The sequence below is a fragment of the Nonomuraea sp. NPDC049750 genome (assembly GCF_040659625.1).
Classification (GTDB): domain Bacteria; phylum Actinomycetota; class Actinomycetes; order Streptosporangiales; family Streptosporangiaceae; genus Nonomuraea.
Genome location: NZ_JBFANB010000001.1, coordinates 627,910 through 645,867, shown reverse-complemented (window position 1 = coordinate 645,867; position 17,958 = coordinate 627,910). Strand labels below are relative to the sequence as shown.

21 protein-coding genes and 1 riboswitch are annotated in these 17,958 nt (G+C 69.7%); of the genes, 13 read left to right on the top strand and 8 right to left on the bottom strand.

The genetic code is table 11. The features are described 5' to 3' along the window. Positions 1–2: 2 nt before the first annotated feature. Positions 3–665, bottom strand: a complete 663-nt coding sequence (locus tag AB0J16_RS03070; RefSeq protein WP_358534060.1) for a GPP34 family phosphoprotein — start codon at positions 663–665, stop codon at positions 3–5. Positions 666–674: 9 nt separating this feature from the next. Further along, positions 675–2,273: a hypothetical protein gene (locus tag AB0J16_RS03065; protein WP_358534057.1), complete on the bottom strand. Its 1,599-nt coding sequence runs from the start codon at positions 2,271–2,273 to the stop codon at positions 675–677. 211 nt (positions 2,274–2,484) lie between these two features. On the opposite strand from AB0J16_RS03065, the gene AB0J16_RS03060 reads away from it, so the two are divergent. Together AB0J16_RS03060 and AB0J16_RS03055 are read left to right on the top strand one after the other, a co-directional pair. Further along, positions 2,485–3,090: a transcriptional regulator gene (locus AB0J16_RS03060; RefSeq protein ID WP_358534054.1), complete on the top strand. Its 606-nt coding sequence runs from the start codon at positions 2,485–2,487 to the stop codon at positions 3,088–3,090. A 43-nt stretch (positions 3,091–3,133) separates the two neighbouring features. Further along, positions 3,134–4,012, top strand: coding sequence for a DNA-formamidopyrimidine glycosylase family protein (locus tag AB0J16_RS03055; protein ID WP_358534051.1), 879 nt, complete (start codon positions 3,134–3,136; stop codon positions 4,010–4,012). Between the two features lie 32 nt (positions 4,013–4,044). Here the strand turns inward: AB0J16_RS03055 and AB0J16_RS03050 are convergent, their stop codons facing one another. After that, positions 4,045–5,466, bottom strand: a complete 1,422-nt coding sequence (locus AB0J16_RS03050) for an MFS transporter (protein ID WP_358534048.1) — start codon at positions 5,464–5,466, stop codon at positions 4,045–4,047. Between the two features lie 75 nt (positions 5,467–5,541). On the opposite strand from AB0J16_RS03050, the gene AB0J16_RS03045 reads away from it, so the two are divergent. From AB0J16_RS03045 to AB0J16_RS03035, 3 genes are all read left to right on the top strand, one after another. Further along, positions 5,542–5,982, top strand: coding sequence for a helix-turn-helix domain-containing protein (locus AB0J16_RS03045; protein WP_358534044.1), 441 nt, complete (start codon positions 5,542–5,544; stop codon positions 5,980–5,982). A gap of 7 nt (positions 5,983–5,989) precedes the next feature. After that, entirely contained in the window at positions 5,990–6,313 is a 324-nt protein-coding gene (locus AB0J16_RS03040) for a rhodanese-like domain-containing protein (protein WP_357938389.1), read from the top strand. 25 nt (positions 6,314–6,338) lie between these two features. Further along, positions 6,339–6,451: riboswitch (TPP riboswitch) on the top strand. After that, a complete protein-coding gene (locus AB0J16_RS03035) occupies positions 6,442–7,785 on the top strand; it encodes a cytosine permease (RefSeq protein ID WP_358534042.1) in 1,344 nt (447 codons plus the stop codon). (Overlaps the previous riboswitch by 10 nt.) 9 nt (positions 7,786–7,794) lie before the next feature. Here the strand turns inward: AB0J16_RS03035 and AB0J16_RS03030 are convergent, their stop codons facing one another. Then, positions 7,795–8,361: a methylated-DNA--[protein]-cysteine S-methyltransferase gene (locus AB0J16_RS03030; protein WP_357938393.1), complete on the bottom strand. Its 567-nt coding sequence runs from the start codon at positions 8,359–8,361 to the stop codon at positions 7,795–7,797. 96 nt (positions 8,362–8,457) lie between these two features. Between AB0J16_RS03030 and AB0J16_RS03025 the strand changes: the two genes are divergently transcribed. After that, a complete protein-coding gene (locus AB0J16_RS03025; protein WP_358534037.1) occupies positions 8,458–10,326 on the top strand; it encodes a PAS domain-containing sensor histidine kinase in 1,869 nt (622 codons plus the stop codon). A gap of 142 nt (positions 10,327–10,468) precedes the next feature. Further along, the gene (locus AB0J16_RS03020; protein WP_357938397.1) at positions 10,469–10,900 is read left to right on the top strand and encodes an ATP-binding protein; all 432 of its coding nucleotides are present in this window, start codon (positions 10,469–10,471) and stop codon (positions 10,898–10,900) included. A gap of 3 nt (positions 10,901–10,903) precedes the next feature. On the opposite strand, the gene yidC is transcribed toward AB0J16_RS03020, so the two are convergent. The 3 genes from yidC to AB0J16_RS03005 form a co-directional block, all read right to left on the bottom strand. Next, positions 10,904–11,503 carry a membrane protein insertase YidC gene (gene yidC, locus AB0J16_RS03015; RefSeq protein WP_358534034.1) on the bottom strand — a complete coding sequence of 200 codons (600 nt, stop codon included), beginning with the start codon at positions 11,501–11,503 and terminating at the stop codon, positions 10,904–10,906. A gap of 106 nt (positions 11,504–11,609) precedes the next feature. Next, on the bottom strand, positions 11,610–11,831 hold the full coding sequence (locus tag AB0J16_RS03010) for a DUF6412 domain-containing protein (RefSeq protein WP_357938401.1): 222 nt from the start codon (positions 11,829–11,831) through the stop codon (positions 11,610–11,612). Next, on the bottom strand, positions 11,828–12,001 hold the full coding sequence (locus AB0J16_RS03005) for a hypothetical protein (RefSeq protein WP_358430709.1): 174 nt from the start codon (positions 11,999–12,001) through the stop codon (positions 11,828–11,830). Before AB0J16_RS03005 ends, AB0J16_RS03010 begins: the two co-directional genes overlap by 4 nt. A gap of 94 nt (positions 12,002–12,095) precedes the next feature. Between AB0J16_RS03005 and AB0J16_RS03000 the strand changes: the two genes are divergently transcribed. Together AB0J16_RS03000 and AB0J16_RS02995 are read left to right on the top strand one after the other, a co-directional pair. Next, positions 12,096–12,848: a response regulator transcription factor gene (locus tag AB0J16_RS03000; RefSeq protein ID WP_358534032.1), complete on the top strand. Its 753-nt coding sequence runs from the start codon at positions 12,096–12,098 to the stop codon at positions 12,846–12,848. Next, the gene (locus AB0J16_RS02995; protein ID WP_358534029.1) at positions 12,845–13,957 is read left to right on the top strand and encodes a HAMP domain-containing sensor histidine kinase; all 1,113 of its coding nucleotides are present in this window, start codon (positions 12,845–12,847) and stop codon (positions 13,955–13,957) included. Before AB0J16_RS03000 ends, AB0J16_RS02995 begins: the two co-directional genes overlap by 4 nt. Positions 13,958–14,022: 65 nt before the next feature. Here AB0J16_RS02995 and AB0J16_RS02990 read toward each other — a convergent pair whose 3' ends face one another. Beyond that, on the bottom strand, positions 14,023–14,424 hold the full coding sequence (locus AB0J16_RS02990; protein ID WP_357938409.1) for a hypothetical protein: 402 nt from the start codon (positions 14,422–14,424) through the stop codon (positions 14,023–14,025). A gap of 223 nt (positions 14,425–14,647) precedes the next feature. Between AB0J16_RS02990 and AB0J16_RS02985 the strand changes: the two genes are divergently transcribed. The 4 genes from AB0J16_RS02985 (at position 14,648) to AB0J16_RS02970 (ending at position 17,689) form a co-directional block, all read left to right on the top strand. Continuing rightward, entirely contained in the window at positions 14,648–14,995 is a 348-nt protein-coding gene (locus AB0J16_RS02985) for an STAS domain-containing protein (RefSeq protein ID WP_214635395.1), read from the top strand. Continuing rightward, positions 14,992–15,714, top strand: coding sequence for a glycosyltransferase family 2 protein (locus tag AB0J16_RS02980; RefSeq protein WP_358534026.1), 723 nt, complete (start codon positions 14,992–14,994; stop codon positions 15,712–15,714). Before AB0J16_RS02985 ends, AB0J16_RS02980 begins: the two co-directional genes overlap by 4 nt. 248 nt (positions 15,715–15,962) lie before the next feature. After that, entirely contained in the window at positions 15,963–16,649 is a 687-nt protein-coding gene (locus tag AB0J16_RS02975; protein WP_358534023.1) for a PaaI family thioesterase, read from the top strand. Positions 16,650–16,873: 224 nt separating this feature from the next. After that, positions 16,874–17,689 carry an SAM-dependent methyltransferase gene (locus tag AB0J16_RS02970; RefSeq protein ID WP_358534020.1) on the top strand — a complete coding sequence of 272 codons (816 nt, stop codon included), beginning with the start codon at positions 16,874–16,876 and terminating at the stop codon, positions 17,687–17,689. Positions 17,690–17,958 lie beyond the last annotated feature (269 nt).

Below are 17,958 nucleotides of genomic sequence, written 5' to 3'. Positions count from 1 at the left end.
AGCTAGCTTCCTGAGGTGGCGCCGGTGCTGGCGCCGATGGCGGCGGTGGTGGCGGCGATCACTATGACCGAGTTGATCGCGGCGATCGTCTTGGCCACCGCGTCGCCCGCCCAGTCGCCCTCGGAGATCTCCTTGATGCGGGCCTTGTTCGCGCCGGGGAACGCCTTGCGGTCGAGCTTGGCGGCGTGCATGACGGCGATGAGCACCGCCGTGCGCCCGTCGGGCTCGGCGCCCGCCAGGACGCCGCTCACGCGCTGCCTGACCTCCGCCTCGACGCTGCCGTCGGCCTCCGGCCAGCGGGTGGTGGGGAAGATACCGAGCACCTTGCCGCGCTCCTCGGCCAGCACGCCCGTCTCGGCGAGCCGGACGAGCAGGCGCCGGCGCAGCTTGGTGGAGTGGAACCGCTGGACCCACCAGTCGGGCTTGCGCTCCTTGCGCTCCTCCGCGATGCGGGCCAGCGCGGCGTCGAGTTCGTCGTCGCCCAGCGGCGTGGTGTCCTCGACGGACACCTTCTTGCCGGTCAGGGCCACCCGCTCGGTGATCGCCAGCTCGGCGAGGATCGCGCCGCCGAGCGCCGGATCCAGTTGGCTGGCGCTGATGAGCTGCTTGCCCTCCTTCTCGCTGTAGGCGAGCAAGAGGAGTTCTTCCGCGATCGTCACACTCATTCCCTGACACTAGCGTCTTGAATTCTCTGTGGTTGTCTGAAGAAATCGGGCAACCCGGACGGGCGTGGTCTGCTGTGGGCTGTCCCGGTGCTCGGTGAGTGTGAGCACGGGGGTGGCTTTGGCGTGGTGGAAGCCGGTCCGGTGGTGACAGTTCCTGACATGCCCTGTCCGGTACGGCTGGTGCCGTCCCGGCTCGGGTGCATGGCCCGCCGGACGCTGTCCACTCCCTGGAGGGGGTGGGGCGGGCACCGTGCGCCTGTCGGGCACACGGCTGGAGGTCATTGCTTGGTCGGCCGGGTTGCTCGCTGAGCGGCCGGCCAAATTGTTGATCGGGTTGTTGGGGGTGTGGGTTGGGCGTTTCGGGGTGGGGCAGTTCTTGGATCGGTCGCGTGCGGCTGGTCGGGGGTGCAGGTCAGTTCGGGTGCGGCGGGCGCGACGAGCGGCGCGGGTGGGTTTGCGCGGTCGGCGGGCGCGGGCCACGTTGCCTTCCACGACGGTGGCGAGGGTGCGGGCGCCGGTGGAGCGGTGGGTGCGGGTGACGTTCTGGCCGAGCAGGCCACGCGAGACGATCCGCTCGGCCGCCGCCCGGTCCCGGTCACACGACAGGCCGCAGGCCGGGCAGTACGCCCAGGCCCAGCCCTTCTCGGTGAGCCGGTCGGGGGCCGGGCAATGCCCCAGCTCCCCTACCGTTCCGGTCAGCAGGGTGTTGAGGCCCCAGTCAAAGCCGCACCCGACCGTATGGCCGGTGGCGGGCGCGACAGTGATCGGGATCTGGAACGGCAGATCGATGCGCACCCGGCCCTTGCTCACCCGCACAGTGGGCGTGCACAACGCCGCCTCCGGCGCGACGGTCGACGGCAACGCCAGCGGCAGCACATGCCAGGCCCAGTCCCCGCGGCAGGTGGGTGACTCGGCCAGGGGCAGTTTCACCCGCAGCCGGGCGTCGCGCTCGCCGGTGCGCTGCAGGGTGAGCAGTTGCCGGTCAGCCGCCGCCAGCACCACCTGCGCCGCCACCTTCGGCGGCTCCTCCAACTCGGTCAGATCGGCCGGGAACACCGCATGCGCGTCGAGGTAGGCACGGACCTGCCGGGTCCGGTTACGGACCTCCGCTGCGCTCACCCCGCCGGGCAGCACAGCGCGCAACGCCGCCCATTCGGTGTTGGTGCGCGTATCCGCATCCTGCGGCCAGGTCGCCACGATCGCCGCCACCACCGCGCGCCGGTGCACCGCCAGCCGCAACAGGCGAGCGGCCTGCTCCTGCGCACAGCGCAGCACCCGATCGCACACATACACCCCCGGCCGCGGGCCCACACCCCAGCCCAGCCGGCGGACAGCCGTCCAGCCCTTCGACGGCAACACCCGCCCCTCCAATCCCCGCCCGGACGCCAAGGCATCCAGATCAGCCACACTCCACCGGCTGGCGACGATACGGGCAGTGACATCACGGACCAGGCCGCTCAGCCAGGCGACCCGCTGTGCCAGGAGCGGCTGAGCGACGACCTCACCGGTCGCCTCGACTGTGGCGGCATGAGCGGTGCAGGTCGCGGTCGCGGTGAGCGCACTCACCCGCCGCCCCCGCCGCCAGACGACATCGACGCGAGGTGGCATCGATGCGTGTCCCGCACGATCGGCATCCCCGCCACCCCCACCCGCACTATGTGTAACGACAACGCTGCCAAGAGTTTGCCGTGCTGAATAGAACATGCGAGCGAGACCCATTCGCCGGACACCATCGCCCCCTCAGCCCACCACCCAACCCCGCGCCAAGAACCTCAGGTTTCCCTAGCGAATGCGAAGGACCGTTCGTACCCTGCCGCTCATGGGTATCTCCGAGAAGTTGCACGCGGCCGGGCGCCCCCTCCTCGACGCGCAGCTCGCGCATCCCACGGTCGTCGGCATCGGGCGCGGTGATCTGGCGGAGCCGGTGTTCCGGTCGTGGCTGGAGCAGGACTACCTGTTCCTGCTGGACTATGTGCGGGTGTTCGCGCGGCTGGCCTGGCAGGCGCCGGCCGCGCATCTGGGCGATCTGGTGGACCTGGCGCACACGACCTTCCATGACGAGCTGAGCCTGCACCGGGAGCTGTCGGCCTCGTTCGGGGCGACCTTGGAAGGCGCGCGGAAGGGGCCGGCGTGCGCGGCCTACACGGCGTTCCTGCTGGAGTCGGCTGCTGACTATGGCGAAGGGCTGGCCGCGCTTTATCCGTGCATGTGGGGATATTCGACGCTCGGCCGGCTGTTGGCGGAGGACTCGCCCGCCGAGCCGCGCTATCGGCGGTGGGTGGAGACCTACGCCGATCCCGGCTTCGCGGCGCTGACCGTGCGGATCGCCGAGATGATCGATCAGGCCGATCCCGAGCCCGCGCGGGCGGAGGCGCTGTTCCGTGAGGGGATGGCGCACGAGCTGGCGTTCTGGGATGTCCCATAGTTATCCACAGGCTGTGGACGAAGGTGCGTCGTACCCTGGTGGCATGCCTGAACTCCCCGAAGTGGAATCGCTCGCCGGTTTCCTGCGCGAGCGGGCGGTCGGTCGCACGCTCCTGGGCGTCGACGTGGTCGCCTTCTCGGCGCTCAAGACGTTCGACCCGCCGGTCACCGCGCTCGGCGGGCTGACCATCACGGGCGTGGCCAGGCATGGCAAGTTCCTCGACTTCGACTGCGATGGCCTCCACCTGGTCATCCACCTGGCCCGCGCGGGATGGCTGCGCTGGCGCGAGGATCTCTCGGGCGCGAAGCCGGTCCGTCCGGGCAAGGGTCCGTTGGCGGTACGGGTACGCCTGGCGCCCGACGACGAGGGCCTGGCGCCCGGGTTCGAGCTGACCGAGGCGGGAACGCAGAAGCGCCTCGCCGTCTATGTCACGAAAAATCCAAATGACGTGCCGGGGGTCGCCGCCCTCGGCCCCGACCCCCTCGACGACGCCTTCACCGTGGACACGCTCAAGGCCATCCTGAACGGCAGCCGCACCCAGGTGAAGGGCCTGCTGCGCGACCAGAAGGTGATCGCGGGCATCGGCAACGCCTACTCCGACGAGGTGCTGCACGCGGCTAAGATGTCACCGTTCAAGATCGCCTCGACCCTCACCGACGCCCAGATCGCCGACCTGCACGAGGCCATCGTCACCACGCTGCGCGAGGCGGTCGAGCGGGCGCACGGCTTGGCCGCCAAGGACCTCAAGGCGGAGAAGAAGTCCGGCCTTCGTGTCCACAACCGCGCCGGTCAGCCGTGCGATGTATGCGGCGACACGATCCGCGAGGTGTCCTTCGCGGATTCCTCGCTCCAGTACTGCCCCACCTGCCAGACGGGCGGCAAGCCGCTGGCCGACCGCCGTCTGTCCCGCCTGCTGAAGTAACGCCTGCTGACGTCACGCCTCCGCGCCGGTGGTCACGCTTTGAGCTTCTCGGGCTCCCCTGACCTGTCGGCCTCGTGCGTAGGGGTGGGCGGGCGTCGGCGTAGGCCGGTGGCCATGATGAGCGCGGCGACGGCCGTGGCGGCCAGCGGTACCAGGAGCGCCGTCCTGATGGCCGCCAGTCCGGCCTCGGCGGAGGTCGCGTCGCCGAGTGCCGCCACGCTGACCGCCGTGACCATGGACAGCCCGAGCGCCGCGCCGAACTGGAAGGCCGAGTTCAGCAGTCCACCGGCCAAGCCCTGCTCGTCCTCCGCGATGCCCTCCGTGGCGACGATCGTGAGCGGGCCGTACACGAAGGCGAACATCAGCCCGATCAGCAGCATCGACGGCAGCATGGCCGCGTACGACCAGTCCATCCCGACCCCCACGAACAGGCCGTAGGCCGCGAGCCCTGACAGCAGGCCGCCGAAGATCACCCGGGCGTTCCCGTACCTCTGCACCAGCCACGGGGTCAGCGTCGGCGCGAGCACCACGTCGGCGGCGGCGGCGAGCAGGGCCAGGCCGGTCTGGACGGTGGACCAGCCGCGCAACTCCTGTAGGTACAGCGTGACCAGGAACTGGAAGCCGAAGAACGACGCGGTGAGCAGCAGCGCCGCCAGGTTGGCGCGCACCAGTGGCGCGGAGCGCAGGATGCCCAGGCGGACGAGCGGCGTGGCCGACCGCCGCTCGATCGCCACGAACGCCGCCAGCAGCGCCACTCCGCCCGCGAACACGCCGATGGTCCAGGCCGGGCCGTCGGCGGGGCGCTCCAGCCGTACCAGGCCGTAGACCAGCAGCGTCATCGCGCCGGTGATGGTCGCGGCCCCGGCCAGGTCGACGCCGCCGGCGGGCCGGGGCGTCGGCTGCTCCTTCAGCAGCGGGACGGCGGCGATCAGGATCGCCAGCGAGAAGAGGACGGGCGCGAAGAAGACCCAGCGCCAGCCGATCGAGCTCAGCAGACCACCGATCACCAGCCCGAGCGCGAACCCGGCGGCCCCCGTCCCCGCGTACACCAGCAGCGCGCGGTTGCGCTGCCTGCCCTCGGGGAAGCTCGTGGTGATCAGCGACAGCCCGGCGGGCATCATGAACGCGGCCGCGACCCCGGTGAGGAACCTGGCGACCAGCAGCACCCACCCCTCGGTCGCGAACCCGCCCAGCCCGGAGAACACCACGAACACCCCGAGCCAGAGCAGGAACATCCTGCGCCGGCCCAGCAGGTCGGCCGCCCGGCCGCCGAGCAGGATGAAACCGCCACAGCCCAGGACGTAGGCGCTCACCACCCCGCTCAGCATGCCCGTGGACAGCCCCAGATCCGCCCTGATCGACGGCAGGGCCACGTTCAGCATGGCCACGTCGGTGCCCTCGATGAAGATGGCCCCGCACAGCACGATCAACATGCCCCAAGCGCGTTTGGACATGGTCAACTCCCGGTTACTTATCGGCATTCGGTTATCTCTGGTAACCGTCCAAATCATCCGGCAGTATGAAATGTCATGGAAGACGGCACTTCTAAGTCACCCGGTTACTGCGAGAGCACCGTGGACGACGACTACGACGTGTGGCAGTGGGACACCAGGGAGGACTGCGAGGTCCGGCAGATACTCGACCGGGTCGCCGACAAGTGGTCGCTGCTGGTCATCGCGCTGCTCGACTGCCAGAGCCTGCGCTTCACCCAGCTGCGCCGCGAGATCGACGGGGTCAGCCAGCGGATGCTCAGCGTGACCCTGCGCCACCTGGAGCGCGACGGCCTGGTCAGCCGCACGGTCCACCCCGTCGTGCCCCCGCGGGTCGACTACGCGCTCACGCCGCTCGGCCGGACCCTGCACCAGACGATCAAGAGCCTGGTCACCTGGACCGAGGAGCATCGGCAGGAGATCGCCACGGCGCGTGCCGCGTATGACCAGCGACGCGAGATGACCAGCGACGCGAGATGATGGAGGCATGACGGTTCCAGAGATCCCGGCCAGCGACGTTCCCGCCGACGCCTACCTGCTCGACGTGCGTGAACAGGACGAATGGGTGGCCGGGCACGCGCCCGAGGCGGTGCACATCCCGATGACGCAGATCCAGGGGCGGGTCGAGGAGGTGCCGGGCGACCGGACCGTCTACGTGGTCTGCCGGGTCGGCGGCCGGTCGTTCCAGGTCGCGGCCTGGCTCAACCAGCTCGGGCGCGAGGCGGTCAACGTCGACGGCGGCATGCAGTCGTGGGCGGGCGCGCGCCGCCCGATGGTCAGTGAGACGGGGCGCCCGCCGTTCGTCGCCTGACGGATGGCATAATCCGCTCGACAACTACACAAACCGCGGGAGCTCGGGGTGCACCGGGCTGAGAGGGCGACTGACCTGTCGCCGACCGCATGAACCTGTCCGGGTAATGCCGGCGTAGGGAGTGTGAGATGACGCATGTCGTCGACGAAGTCCCGCTGACCCTCGAAGGGACGCCCCCCAAGACGCTCGGGCTGCTCGACCAGGGGGCCCTGTGGGCGAACCTGGCCGTGAGCCTGCTGGGGTTCAGCGGTGCGCTGTTCCTGCTCGACCCGCTCGGTGGCAGCCCGCTCAGCCTGAGCGCGGCCCTGCTCGCCGCGCTCGTCGGCAGCCTGGTCGGCACGGCCATGGTGGGGCTGTCGGCCATTCCGGGCACGCAGACCGGGCGGCCGGCGATGGTGCTGCTGCGCGGGTTGTTCGGGGCGCGGCTGTCCTACATCCCGACCGTGCTCAACATCGTCCAGATGATCGGGTGGGGCGCCTTCGAGCTGTGGGTGATCGCCAAGGGCGCGATGGCCATCTTCGGGGCCGTGGTGCCGTACCAGGTGTGGGTGGTGGTGGCGGGGGCGCTGACCACGTCGCTGACCATCTGGCCGCTCGGGTCGATCCGGCTGCTGCGGCGCTACGTCACGATCGGAGTGATCATCTCGCTGGTCTGGTTCGCGGTGGCGTTCCTGTCGAAGGCTCCGCCGCAGGGCGGCGGGTCGTGGACGGCGTTCGCGCCCGCGGTCGACTACGTCATCGCGCTGTCGGTCTCGTGGGTGCCGATCGCGGCGGACTTCGCCCGGCACTCCAGGTCGAGCCGGGCCGCCTTCGCGGGCGTGGTCGGCGGCTACACGCTGGCCCAGGTCGCCTGCCTGGGGCTGGGCGTCTACGCGGTGGCCATCGCCGGGTCCGCGGCGGTGGCCGCCGACGGCACGGCCGTGTTCGGGGCGTTCGTCGCGGTGCCGTTGGGCGCGCTGTTCTTCGCGATCCTGGTGTTGCGGGAGGCCGACCAGTCGTTCGCGAACGTCTACTCCACGACCATGTCCCTGCAGAACCTCATGCCGCGCGTCGACCGGCGGGTCTTCTCGATCGCCATCGGCGTGCTGACCACCGCCATTGCGCTGGTGGTCGACGTGAACTCCTACGGGGCGTTCCTGGGGGTGATCGGGGCGGTGTTCGTGCCGATGTTCGCGGTGCTGGCGGTCGACTACTTCGTGCTCGGCGGATCCTCGGGGTGGAACACCGACGAGGACGCGCCCGCCCGCTGGTCCATGCTGGTGCCCTGGGCGCTCGGCTTCGTGGCCTACTGGCTGACCACCTCCACGCCGACGGTCGCGCAGTGGGACGGCCTCTGGGCGGCCGTACGCGAGGCCACCGGGTTCACCAGGCAGCCGTGGATGAACGGGGCCCTGGGCGCGGCTCTGGTGGCGGCTCTGGTGACGCTGGCGATCGGCTGGGCGACCAGGCGCGCCTCGATCACGAGTCGTTGAGTACGTACCTCAGGCCCGTGAGCGTTTCTCGATGTTGAGGAGATGACGCTTGGCGGCCTGGCCGCCCGCGTAGTCGCCGAGCTCGCCGTCGCCCGGCACGATCCGGTGGCACGGCACGACCACACAGACGGGGTTGGCGTTGAGCGCGTTGCCGACCGCGCGCAGCGCGCGCGGGCGGCCGATGCTCTCGCCGATCTCGTCGAGGGTCGCCGTCTCGCCGTAGGGCACGGCCATGGTCTTCTGCAGCACCGTACGGGCGAACGTCGTGGCGATGGACAGGTCCACCGGTGTGGCGAAGGCCCGCAGGCGGCCGGAGAAGTAGGCGTCGAGCTCCCTGCGCACCGGGTCGAGCCGCCCGGGGTCGGGCCCGACGAACGCGCCCACATGCCGGACGACCAACTCGAAGACGGTGTCCTCCGACTCGAAGCTGCACGCCACGATGCCCTTGCCGCTCACCGCCAGCACCAGCCGGCCGACCGCGCCGTCATAGGTGCCGAACGCCACATCGGGCGGAACCTCGCCGCGATAGGTGGCGGAAGTCACCCGCAGCAGGGCATCGAGGTCTCCACTGGACATACCCGTCACCCTCTTCCGCCGCCCTGAAAGGCCGTGCCCGCAGCGTATCGGACGGATCGCCCGACGAACGCCGCACGCCACAGGCACTATGGAGGTGTGGGTGACGACAGAGCAGGCAGTGACGATGAGATCGCTCGCGCGGTGCTCGCCAGCTCGCCCAACGCCGTGGTCGCGCTCGACAGGGACCAGACCGTACTCGTCTGGAACCGGGCGGCGGAGCGGCTCTTCGGCTGGTCGGCCGAGGAGATGCTGGGCCGCAGGGCGCCGATCGTGCCGGGGGAGCTGACAGCGGAGCACAACGCGGTGCTCGAACGGGTGCGTACGGGCGGCCAGGTGTCGCTGCGTACCAAGCGGTTGCGCAGGGACGGCACCGTGCTCGACCTGAGGGTCGACACGAGCGCGCTGCTCACGGGCAGCGCCGTGGCGGGCTACGTCTTCGTGCACCATCTGACTGAGGCCGACGAGGCCGCCAGGAACCGCATGGCGCGGCGGGCCCGGCTGGTGCGCCGGCTCACCGACGTGGTCGGCGACATCAACGCCGAGCTGGAGCTGTCCACGGTGCTCGACCGCATCGCGGCCAGCCTGACCGAGTTGACCGGCGCCGACGCGGGCGGGTTCGTGCTCATCGAGGGCGAGCGGCTGCGGCTGGTGAGCGCGCACCAGTTGCCCGACTCGCTCAAGGACGTGACGGCCGAGCTGCGTACCAGCCTGGTCGGCAAGCTCTTACGCACCGGGAAGACGGTGATGCTGGAGTCGCAGGGGCTCGGCGACCTGGTGTGGGCCGAGCTCGACGGGCTGCACACGATCGCGCTCGGCCTGGCCGCGGTGGGTGGCCGTCCCTACGGGGCCCTGTACGCGCTGTTCGCCGACCGCAAGCCCGGTCATCTGGAGCTCGAACTCCTGGAACTGCTGGCCGGGCACGCCGGCATCGCGGTCGGCAACGCGGTGGCCTATCAGGAGGCCGTACGTCAGCGGGCGCACGAGCGGGCGGTGTTCGACGCCAGCGCCGACGGCATCGCCGTGCTCGACCGCGCCGGGCGGGTCAGCCAGTGGAACCCGGCCGCCGCCGAGCTCACCGCGACGCCGGGAGAGGCCGTCATCGGCGGGCCGCCGCCCTTCCCGCTGCCCAGCCCGGGAGAGAAGCTCACCTACCAGCTGGAGAGCGGGCGCTGGCTGGACGTGGTCAGCGCCAAGATCGAGGAGACCGGAGAGGTGGTCGTCGACTTCCGCGACGTGACCACGGCCAAGGAGCTGGAGGAGGCCAAGGACCTGTTCCTGGCCACGACCAGTCATGAGCTGCGCACGCCCATCACGATCGTGCGCGGGTTCGCCAGCACGCTCGACGCGCGCTGGGACAAGCTGAACGACACCGAGCGGCGCTCCGCCGTCCACACGATCGCCGAGCGGGCCAGGTCGCTCGGCCAGCTCATGGACCACCTCCTGCTCGGCGCCAGGGCGGGCGCCGACGAGCCGCCGGTGCGCATCGAGGCGTTCGATCTGGCCGAGCGGATCCACGCGGCCACGCTCGGGCTGCCCGTGCTGTCCGACAGGCACCGGGTGGAGGTGGCCATCCCCGACGCGCTGCCGTACGTCAGAGGCGACGCGCTCGCCACCGACATCATCCTCGGCCAGCTGCTGGAGAACGCCTTCAAGTACTCGCCGATGGGCGGCCTGATCAGTGTGGGCGCCTGGCCCGAGGACGACGCCGTGGTCGTGGTGGTGGACGATGAGGGCGTGGGCATCGCCGCGCCGGACCGGGAGCGGGTCTTCGAGCGGTTCGTCCAGGTCGACAGCGGTGACCGCCGCAGGTTCGGCGGAGTCGGCCTCGGGCTCTACATTGTGCGCAGTCTGGCCAGGGCTCAGGGCGGCGATGTGAGTGCTCATCCGCGACCCGGTGGAGGCACTCGAATGCGGCTCGTGTTGGGCAACGCTTCCTCTATCCGATCCGACACACCGATGCGGTAACGAGGTGGTAACGGTTACGCTGATCTATCGTCCGATGTGTACAAGCTGTGATCGAGATGCGGTTTCTGGGATCGAGTAACGGGGCATTTCGGTCGTACCGGGGAGTGTTCCCGTGGGGGGCACTGGGAGCGGGGAGGTGGGTGTGTCAAGCGTGGTGCTACTGCCGTACGCGCCGTCCAGTGTCGCCGTCGCCCGCCAGCGTCTGAGCACTGACCTGCAGGATCGCGGTGTTTTCGCCACCGCGATCGACGATGCCGTCCTCGTGGTGAGCGAGCTGCTGAGCAACGCGCTACGGCATGCGCATCCGCTGCCGTCGGGCATGGTCAGGGTGGCCTGGCTGCGGAGCGACGAACACATCGAGGTCGCTGTGAGCGATGGCGGCGCGGCCACCGAGCCCCGTGCCGGCCGGCCGACTCTGTCGTCGCTCGGGGGCAGGGGGCTCGGCATCGTCGAGTACGTCGCGGAGAGCTGGGGAGTCCGCCACGACGGTGACATCACGACGGTGTGGGCGATCTTGCACGCCCCCAACGGATTGATGAACGGGCAGGTCCACGCACTGCGAGAGGCTGGATAGCGGCTACGCGCTCAGTGGCCGGCCGGCCAGGATCGCGCGCTCTCCCACGACCCACGCCGAGGAGATCAGCAGGTAGAGTGCCGCGGCCAGTGGCATCACCGCGGCGGCCAGCACCGTGCCGAACGGCATCAGCGGCATGATCCTGCGGATCAGCGCGGGCTGATCGTCGGGCAGTGTGGCGCTGACTTTGCGAGCCGAAATCCACGCCACGACCGCGATCAGCGCGATGACCACGGCAAAGACCAAAAATGGCCCGCTAACCAGACCGTAATTGGTGACGATTCCCGCCACATGCTGCCCCAAAGGGGCGCCCAGCAGGTCATGGCCCAGGAAGGCGGTCGGGTGCGTGGCGACCCGATACATCAGCCAGATGAACGGAAGCTGCCCCAATCCCGGGAGGATCGTGGCGAAAGGCGAGGTGCCTTCCTTCGCGTACAGCTTGGTGGTCTCCTTGGCCAGCCGCTCGGGGTTGCGCGACCACCGCTTCCGCACCTCGGCCAGCTTGGGCGCCAGGCGCTTCTGGACCTGTGCGGCGCGGGCCTGACGGATGCCGAGCGGCAGCAGCAGGAGGCGCACGGCCACGGTGAACAGCACGATGGCCACGGCGGCGTTGTCACCGGACACGGCCAGCAGAAATGACACGAAAGAGTCGAACATGAGCCCTTCAATCAAAGAGAGATGGATCAGGGCTCACTGAAGAGAGCCCCGCTCAGCCGGAAGCGGGGCGCGATGACGGAGCTCGTGGCCGTGGCCGGCCTGCCGCCGCGGGATGGCGCTGGCGCTGGAAGGCCGTGCGCCGGGCGTACATCAGCGGAAAGCCGGGCGCGTCGCCGCCGATGGCGGGCAACAGCCGGGCGGCCCAGGTGGCGAGCAGCAGAATCGCCACCATGGTCACGCCGATGAGCCAGGGATCGAACAGGAAAAGCGTCACCGTGACGAGGACGACTTCCCGACCAAGGTGACGGCGATGAACACCAGAAGGGCGACCACACCGATGATGAGGGCGACCTTGAGCAGGCCCATGATCATGGGGATCACGAAATTGAACAGCACGAAGAGGGCCAGGAGGGCCCCCAGTACGAGCATGACGACGCGACTCATGCGCCCACCGTACGTCCTGCGAGCATGATCCGCGAGGCTTACGAAGCAATGACGTAAGTGTCGATTCGGCACGCTCCCGCCGTACGGTGAAAGGGTGAACACGCGCATCCTGGTGGTCGACGACGACCCGACCGTGGCCGAAGTGGTGGCGCGATATCTGGAGCGCGACGGGCACGAGGTCGAGTGCGTGGGCGACGGCGCCGAGGCGCTGCGGCGGGCGCTGGCCAGCCCGCCGGATCTGATGGTGCTCGACCTGATGCTGCCGAAGATCGACGGGCTGCAGGTGTGCAGGAAGCTCAGGGAGCGCTGGCCGGTCCCGGTGATCATGCTGACCGCGCTCGGCGAGGAGATCGACCGCGTGGTCGGGCTCGAAACCGGCGCCGACGACTACGTGACCAAGCCCTTCAGCCCGCGTGAGCTGGCGCTGCGCGTCCAGTCGGTGCTGCGCCGCGCCCGCGGCGCCTCGGTCACGGGCGGCACGGGCGTGCTGCGTGACGGCGACCTGGTGGTCGACGTCGGGGCCCATGAGGTACGGCTGGGCGGGGCCGAGGTGCTGCTCACCGCCCGCGAGTTCGACCTGCTGGCCTACCTCGTGCGCAATCCCCGGCAGGCGTTCAGCCGGTCGGCGCTGCTCAACCAGGTGTGGGGATGGTCGTTCGGGGACTCCTCCACGGTGACCGTGCACGTCCGGCGGCTACGGGAGAAGATCGAGCCGGATCCGACCGCGCCGCGGCGGATCGTCACGGTCTGGGGCGTGGGGTACCGGTACGAACCGCTCGAACCCACCGGTGACCCGCATATCGCTAGCGACCCACATGGGGATGAGCCACTCGACGGTGCGCCATGACTCCCCATCCCGCGGTGATGAGCGATCTGGGGATGATCGTGGCGGTCACGGCGGGGCTGGGGCTGCTGGTGGGGATCCTCGGCGTGTCCGCCATGTGGTGGCTGCGTACCCGCTCGATCGGGGTCATGCTGGCCGTCGTCATGGTGGTCGCGATCGCGGCGACGCTGGCCGGCGTGGTGGCGATCACGTACAAGATGATCATCGAGGGTGCGGTCAGGGACATCGTGCTCAGCGTGGTGGCCGTCGGCGGGCTGGTCGGGCTGGGGGTGGCGTTCGTGCTGGCCAGGCGGGTCGTGGGGGAGAGCAGGCGGCTGGTGGCGGCCGTACGCGACCTGCCGTTCACCGCGCCCAAGGGGCTGCCGTCGGAGCTGCAGACGATCGCGAACACGCTGGAGGAGGCGTACGAGCGGGAGCGCGCCCTGGAAGGGGCACGGCGGGAGCTGGTCGCCTGGGTGAGCCACGACCTGCGTACCCCGCTCGCCGGGCTGCGGGCGATGGCCGAGGCGCTCGAAGACGGCGTGGTGTCCGACCGCTGGACCGTCGCGCGCTATCACGGCCAGATCAAGCTGGAGGTGGAGCGGCTGTCGGCGATGGTCGACGACCTGTTCGAGCTGTCGCGGATCCACGCCGGGGCGTTGCGGCTCACCCCTGCCCGGATCGGGCTCGCCGACCTGGTCGCCGACACGCTCGCCGGGGCCGAGCCACTGGCCCGCGCCAAGGGGGTGCGACTGACCGCCGAGGCGGCCGAGGCGGTCCCCGTGCGGGCGGACCCGAACGCGCTGAGCCGGGCGCTGGGCAACCTCGTCGTGAACGCGATCAGGCACACGCCGTCGGACCGCACGGTCGTGTTGCGGGCGGCGGTCGACTCGGGCATGGCGTGCCTGTCGGTCAGCGACTGCTGTGGGGGGATCCCCGACGAGGACCTGCACCGGGTGTTCGAGGTGGCCTTCAGGGGCGAGGCGGCCCGGACCCCGACCAAAGACGGCGGGGCCGGGCTCGGCCTGGCGATCGCGCAGGGCATCGTGGAGGCGCACGACGGGGTGATCGGTGTGGTCAACGACGGGCCGGGCTGCCGCTTCGAGATCCGGCTGCCGCTGGTCTCGGGATAGCGCGCCCGTCAGGTCGCTCAGGTCGGGTTATTCAACCGGACTCCGGAACGGCTCAGGTCGGGACCTCAACCGGACTCCGGGAGCGCGCTGTCGTGGCCGGCGCCGAACGACTCCGACATCGCGCGGAACGTCGGGCACGGCCAGCGCCACATGCAACTCCGGCACCGCAGGATGGGGTGCTCGGCGTCGCTCGTGATGCCGCCCGCGTCGCGCGGCTGGTGGAGGTCGAACAGCCGCAGCCCGAGCTCGGAGAATCTGAGCAGGTCGTCGCGGGCGTCGGCGAGGAAGTCGAGGTCTTCGCCGGCGAGTTTCGTGTGTACGGGGACGAAGCCTTCGTGATTGATCAGGCTACGCAGGCGCCCCACTCTGTCATGCCACGAGGTGGCCTTCTCTGTGCGGATGAGGATGGCTTCCAGTCGTTCGCGGAGCCGTCGTCGGTGCGGGTCTTCGGGTTTCTCTGTTCTCATGAATGCTCGGGCCCGTGGGTCTCGCCCGGCCCCTCCTTCTCAAGTGAAGTAGTGACCAGAAGCGAGGTGCCGGGCCGCCCCCCTCTCCGGCCATGCCGGTGTCACACAGTCAAGCTTCGCGTACTCTCTGTTTTCATGGAGTCCAAACGGAGGACAAAATCCTGAGGTTGCCCTATCGGCGTGACAACGTGACCGGAAGCCTCCGCGCCGCTAGCCTGCCCATGTGGAGCTCAAGGTCTCGACTCGATCACATGCCGGCCATGCGCTAGTCGCCATCACCGGTGAAATCGACCTCTATACGGCACCCCACCTGCAGGCGGAGTTCGCTCGGCTGCTGCAGGACGGGCCCAGCCGCGTGGTCATCGACATGTCCGGCGTGGATTTCTGCGACTCCACGGGGATGAACGTCTTGCTGTCCGCGCTGAAACGCGTCAAGGAGCAGGGCGGGGCGCTCGACGTCGCCGCCCCACGGCCGGCCGTACGCAAGATTCTGCAGGTCACCGGTCTCGATTCGGTCTTCACCGTGCATGACGAGGTGCCGCAGGAGTTCCTCATCTCCGAGGGGTCATGAAGGATACGGCGGTCATCGTCCCGGCCAAGGACGAGGCCGACCGCATCGGTGCCACGGTCACAGCGGCCCTCGCGCTGCCCGGCGTCGATCTGGTCGTGGTCGTCGACGACGGCTCGACCGACCAGACCGGCCGGGTGGCGCGGGCGGCGGGGGCCAGGGTGGTCCGGCACAGCCGCAACCGCGGCAAGGCGGCGGCCATGGAGTCGGGCGCCGAAGCCGTGCGCCTGCTCGACGGTGAGACGCCGCACCACTTACTCTTCCTGGACGCCGACCTGGGCGACACCGCCCGGGCCGCCTCTCCGCTGATCGAACCGGTGCGTGCCGGCAAGGCCGACATGACCATCGCGGTCTTCGTCACCCGCGTCAAGCTGGGCGGCCACGGCCTGGTCGTCCGCCTGTCCAGGGACGGCATCCGCAGGGCCACCGGCTTCGAGCCCGCTCAGCCGCTCAACGGCCAGCGCTGCATCACCAGAGACGCCTTCGAGGCCGCCCGGCCGCTGGCGCACGGGTTCGGCGTGGAGACTGCGCTGACGATCGACCTGCTGCGCAAGGGCTATCGGGTGGAGGAGGTCGAGGTGGAGATGGCCCATCGGGCCTCGGGCACGGACTGGCGGGCCCAGGTGCATCGGGCCAAGCAGCTACGGGATGTGGCACGCGCGCTCGCCACTCGGGAGCCGCTAATCACCCAAAACCTCGACAAAATCCGCCCAAAGCGCTAACCCCCTCCGCTCCCTTACCTGGCAAACTTCCCCAACTTTCCTGATCGGCCGGGAAATGGGCGGTTTTCCCGGTTTGTGGGCATCGGTGCTTGGGGGCATCGGTTGTGGGCATCGGGCTTGCGTTGCGCCCACTTCGCCGACGGCAGCACCATGATCGACGACGTGCTGGTGGCAGCCGCTGATGGCGTGATGTGCGCTGCTTTCGGGCTGCCGACCGCGGCCACCGGCGCCGTGACCGAGGGCAGCCCGTGACCGGCGACGTGCCGGTAGTCGCCCACGGCGTGATGCGCGCTGCTTTCAAGCTGCCGGACGGCTTGTTCGAGGTGTCGGACGGTTCGTTCGAGCTGCCGGACAGCCTGTTCGGGGTGTCGGATGGTTTGTTCGAGCTGCCGGACAGCCTGTTCGGGGTGTCGGATGGCTTGTTCGAGCTGCCGACCATGGGACTGTGGCAGAACAGCGGCGGAACTGTCGGTGCGGGTCTGTTCACTGTGTTCATGGACACCGAACCGCGCAGGCGCGGGCCGTTCTGGGATGTGCTGGCCGGGCGGGTCCCGCCGCCGGCCGCGGCCGAGACTCTGGGCTGGCAGCTGATCGAGGTGGATCCCGAGCGGGGGACCATCGAGGTGGCGTTCGAGGCGAGCGAGCGGTTCGTCAATCCCGTCGGGGTGATCCAGGGCGGTTTTCTCGCCGCGATGCTCGACGACACACTGGGGCCGGCGCTGGTCGCGACGCTGCCGGAAGACCAGTTCGCGGTCACCCTCGACCTGCACGTCCAATACCTTCGCCCGGCGCGGCCGGGGCGGCTCATCGGCCGGGGGCGGGTGGTGCGGCGCGGCAGGGAGGTGTGTTTCCTGTCCGGCGAGCTCATCGCGCCCGACGGCAAGACCGTGGCCGTGGCGACCGCGACCGCCCACCTCCAGACCCGCAGAGACTAAGCCGTGGCGACCGCGACCGCCCCCCTCCAGACCCGCAGAGACTAAGCCGTGGCGACCGCGACCACCCCCCTCCAGACCCGCCGGGACTGAGGGGGATATGGACCTCGTGTGGTCGAGGCGGTTGCTGGCCGAAATCTCGTACGCGTTATGCCCGAAGAGACCACTAAAGTGGCTCTTGGACGAGCGTGGCCGGGGGCCGCGGTCAACCTCAGGAATGGAGTGTCATGAGCGATGACAGCCCCACCGGCCAGTCCGCATGGGAACGCATTGACACGACCATCCCCCATTCAGCCCGCGTGTGGAACTATCTGCTGGGCGGCAAGGACCACTTCGCGCCCGACCGCGAGGCCGGTGAGCTGCTGCTTCGGACATTTCCTGACTTCGCCGAAGTTGCGCGGCTGCAGCGGGAGTTCCTCATCCGCGCGGTCACGTACCTGGTGGAAGAGGTCGGAGTCCGGCAATTTCTGGACATCGGGACCGGATTGCCGACGGCCAACAACATCCACGAGGTCGCCCAGCGCACCGCTCCCGAGACCCGGGTCGTCTACGTCGACAACGATCCCATCGTGCTCGTCCACGCCCGTGCCCTGCTGACCAGCACCGAGCCGGGCGTCACCGCGTACATCGACGCCGACGTACGCAACCCCGACGTCATCCTCCAAGGCGCGGCCAAGACTCTTGACTTCAGTCAGCCGATCGCCCTGGTGATGCTGAGCATCGCCGGGCAGGTGCCCGACGAGGACGACCCGTGGGGGATCGTCGACCGGCTGATGGCCGCGTTATCGCCGGGCAGCTACCTCGTGCTCAGCGACGGCACCAACACCAACCCGGCCCTGATGGACGCCGTCAGCGCCTACAACAAGGCGGCCGCCAACTCCTATCACCTGCGCAGTCCCGCCCAGATGGCCACCTTCTTCGAGGGGCTTGAGCTTGTCGAGCCCGGCGTCGTACCCACTCCTCAGTGGCGGCGACCCAGCGACGCGTGGGACGAGCCGTCCAAGCTGGTGAGCGCGGTGTGCGGGGTCGCGCGAAAGCCGTAGGAGCTCCAGGACATCCATCGCGCTCTCTGATCCGAACCACCTGTGGCCGCCGCTACGTCGGCCACGGCGGGAGGGTGCATGGAAGCGGGACGCGAACCGGGCCGCATCGAACCGGGACCCACGTCGGGCCGCATCGAACCGGGACGTGCGTCGGGAGGGTTCGAAGCCCGGTATGGGCCATCGAGTCGCGGCGAGGGCCGCGGGCCGGGGAATTTCGAGGCCCGGTATGGGTCGTCGGGTCCTGGTGAGGCGGGAAGTGGGTCGGGCGG

Bases quoted from the DNA above. Each gene is read 5' to 3' on its own strand.
- AB0J16_RS03070 (WP_358534060.1), bottom strand. From the start codon at position 665: ATGAGTGTGACGATCGCGGAAGAACTCCTCTTGCTCGCCTACAGCGAG.
- AB0J16_RS03065 (WP_358534057.1), bottom strand. From the start codon at position 2,273: ATGCCACCTCGCGTCGATGTCGTCTGGCGGCGGGGGCGGCGGGTGAGT.
- AB0J16_RS03060 (WP_358534054.1), top strand. From the start codon at position 2,485: ATGGGTATCTCCGAGAAGTTGCACGCGGCCGGGCGCCCCCTCCTCGAC.
- AB0J16_RS03055 (WP_358534051.1), top strand. From the start codon at position 3,134: ATGCCTGAACTCCCCGAAGTGGAATCGCTCGCCGGTTTCCTGCGCGAG.
- AB0J16_RS03050 (WP_358534048.1), bottom strand. From the start codon at position 5,466: ATGTCCAAACGCGCTTGGGGCATGTTGATCGTGCTGTGCGGGGCCATC.
- AB0J16_RS03045 (WP_358534044.1), top strand. From the start codon at position 5,542: ATGGAAGACGGCACTTCTAAGTCACCCGGTTACTGCGAGAGCACCGTG.
- AB0J16_RS03040 (WP_357938389.1), top strand. From the start codon at position 5,990: ATGACGGTTCCAGAGATCCCGGCCAGCGACGTTCCCGCCGACGCCTAC.
- AB0J16_RS03035 (WP_358534042.1), top strand. From the start codon at position 6,442: ATGACGCATGTCGTCGACGAAGTCCCGCTGACCCTCGAAGGGACGCCC.
- AB0J16_RS03030 (WP_357938393.1), bottom strand. From the start codon at position 8,361: ATGTCCAGTGGAGACCTCGATGCCCTGCTGCGGGTGACTTCCGCCACC.
- AB0J16_RS03005 (WP_358430709.1), bottom strand. From the start codon at position 12,001: ATGAGTCGCGTCGTCATGCTCGTACTGGGGGCCCTCCTGGCCCTCTTC.
- AB0J16_RS02995 (WP_358534029.1), top strand. From the start codon at position 12,845: ATGACTCCCCATCCCGCGGTGATGAGCGATCTGGGGATGATCGTGGCG.
- AB0J16_RS02990 (WP_357938409.1), bottom strand. From the start codon at position 14,424: ATGAGAACAGAGAAACCCGAAGACCCGCACCGACGACGGCTCCGCGAA.
- AB0J16_RS02980 (WP_358534026.1), top strand. From the start codon at position 14,992: ATGAAGGATACGGCGGTCATCGTCCCGGCCAAGGACGAGGCCGACCGC.
- AB0J16_RS02970 (WP_358534020.1), top strand. From the start codon at position 16,874: ATGAGCGATGACAGCCCCACCGGCCAGTCCGCATGGGAACGCATTGAC.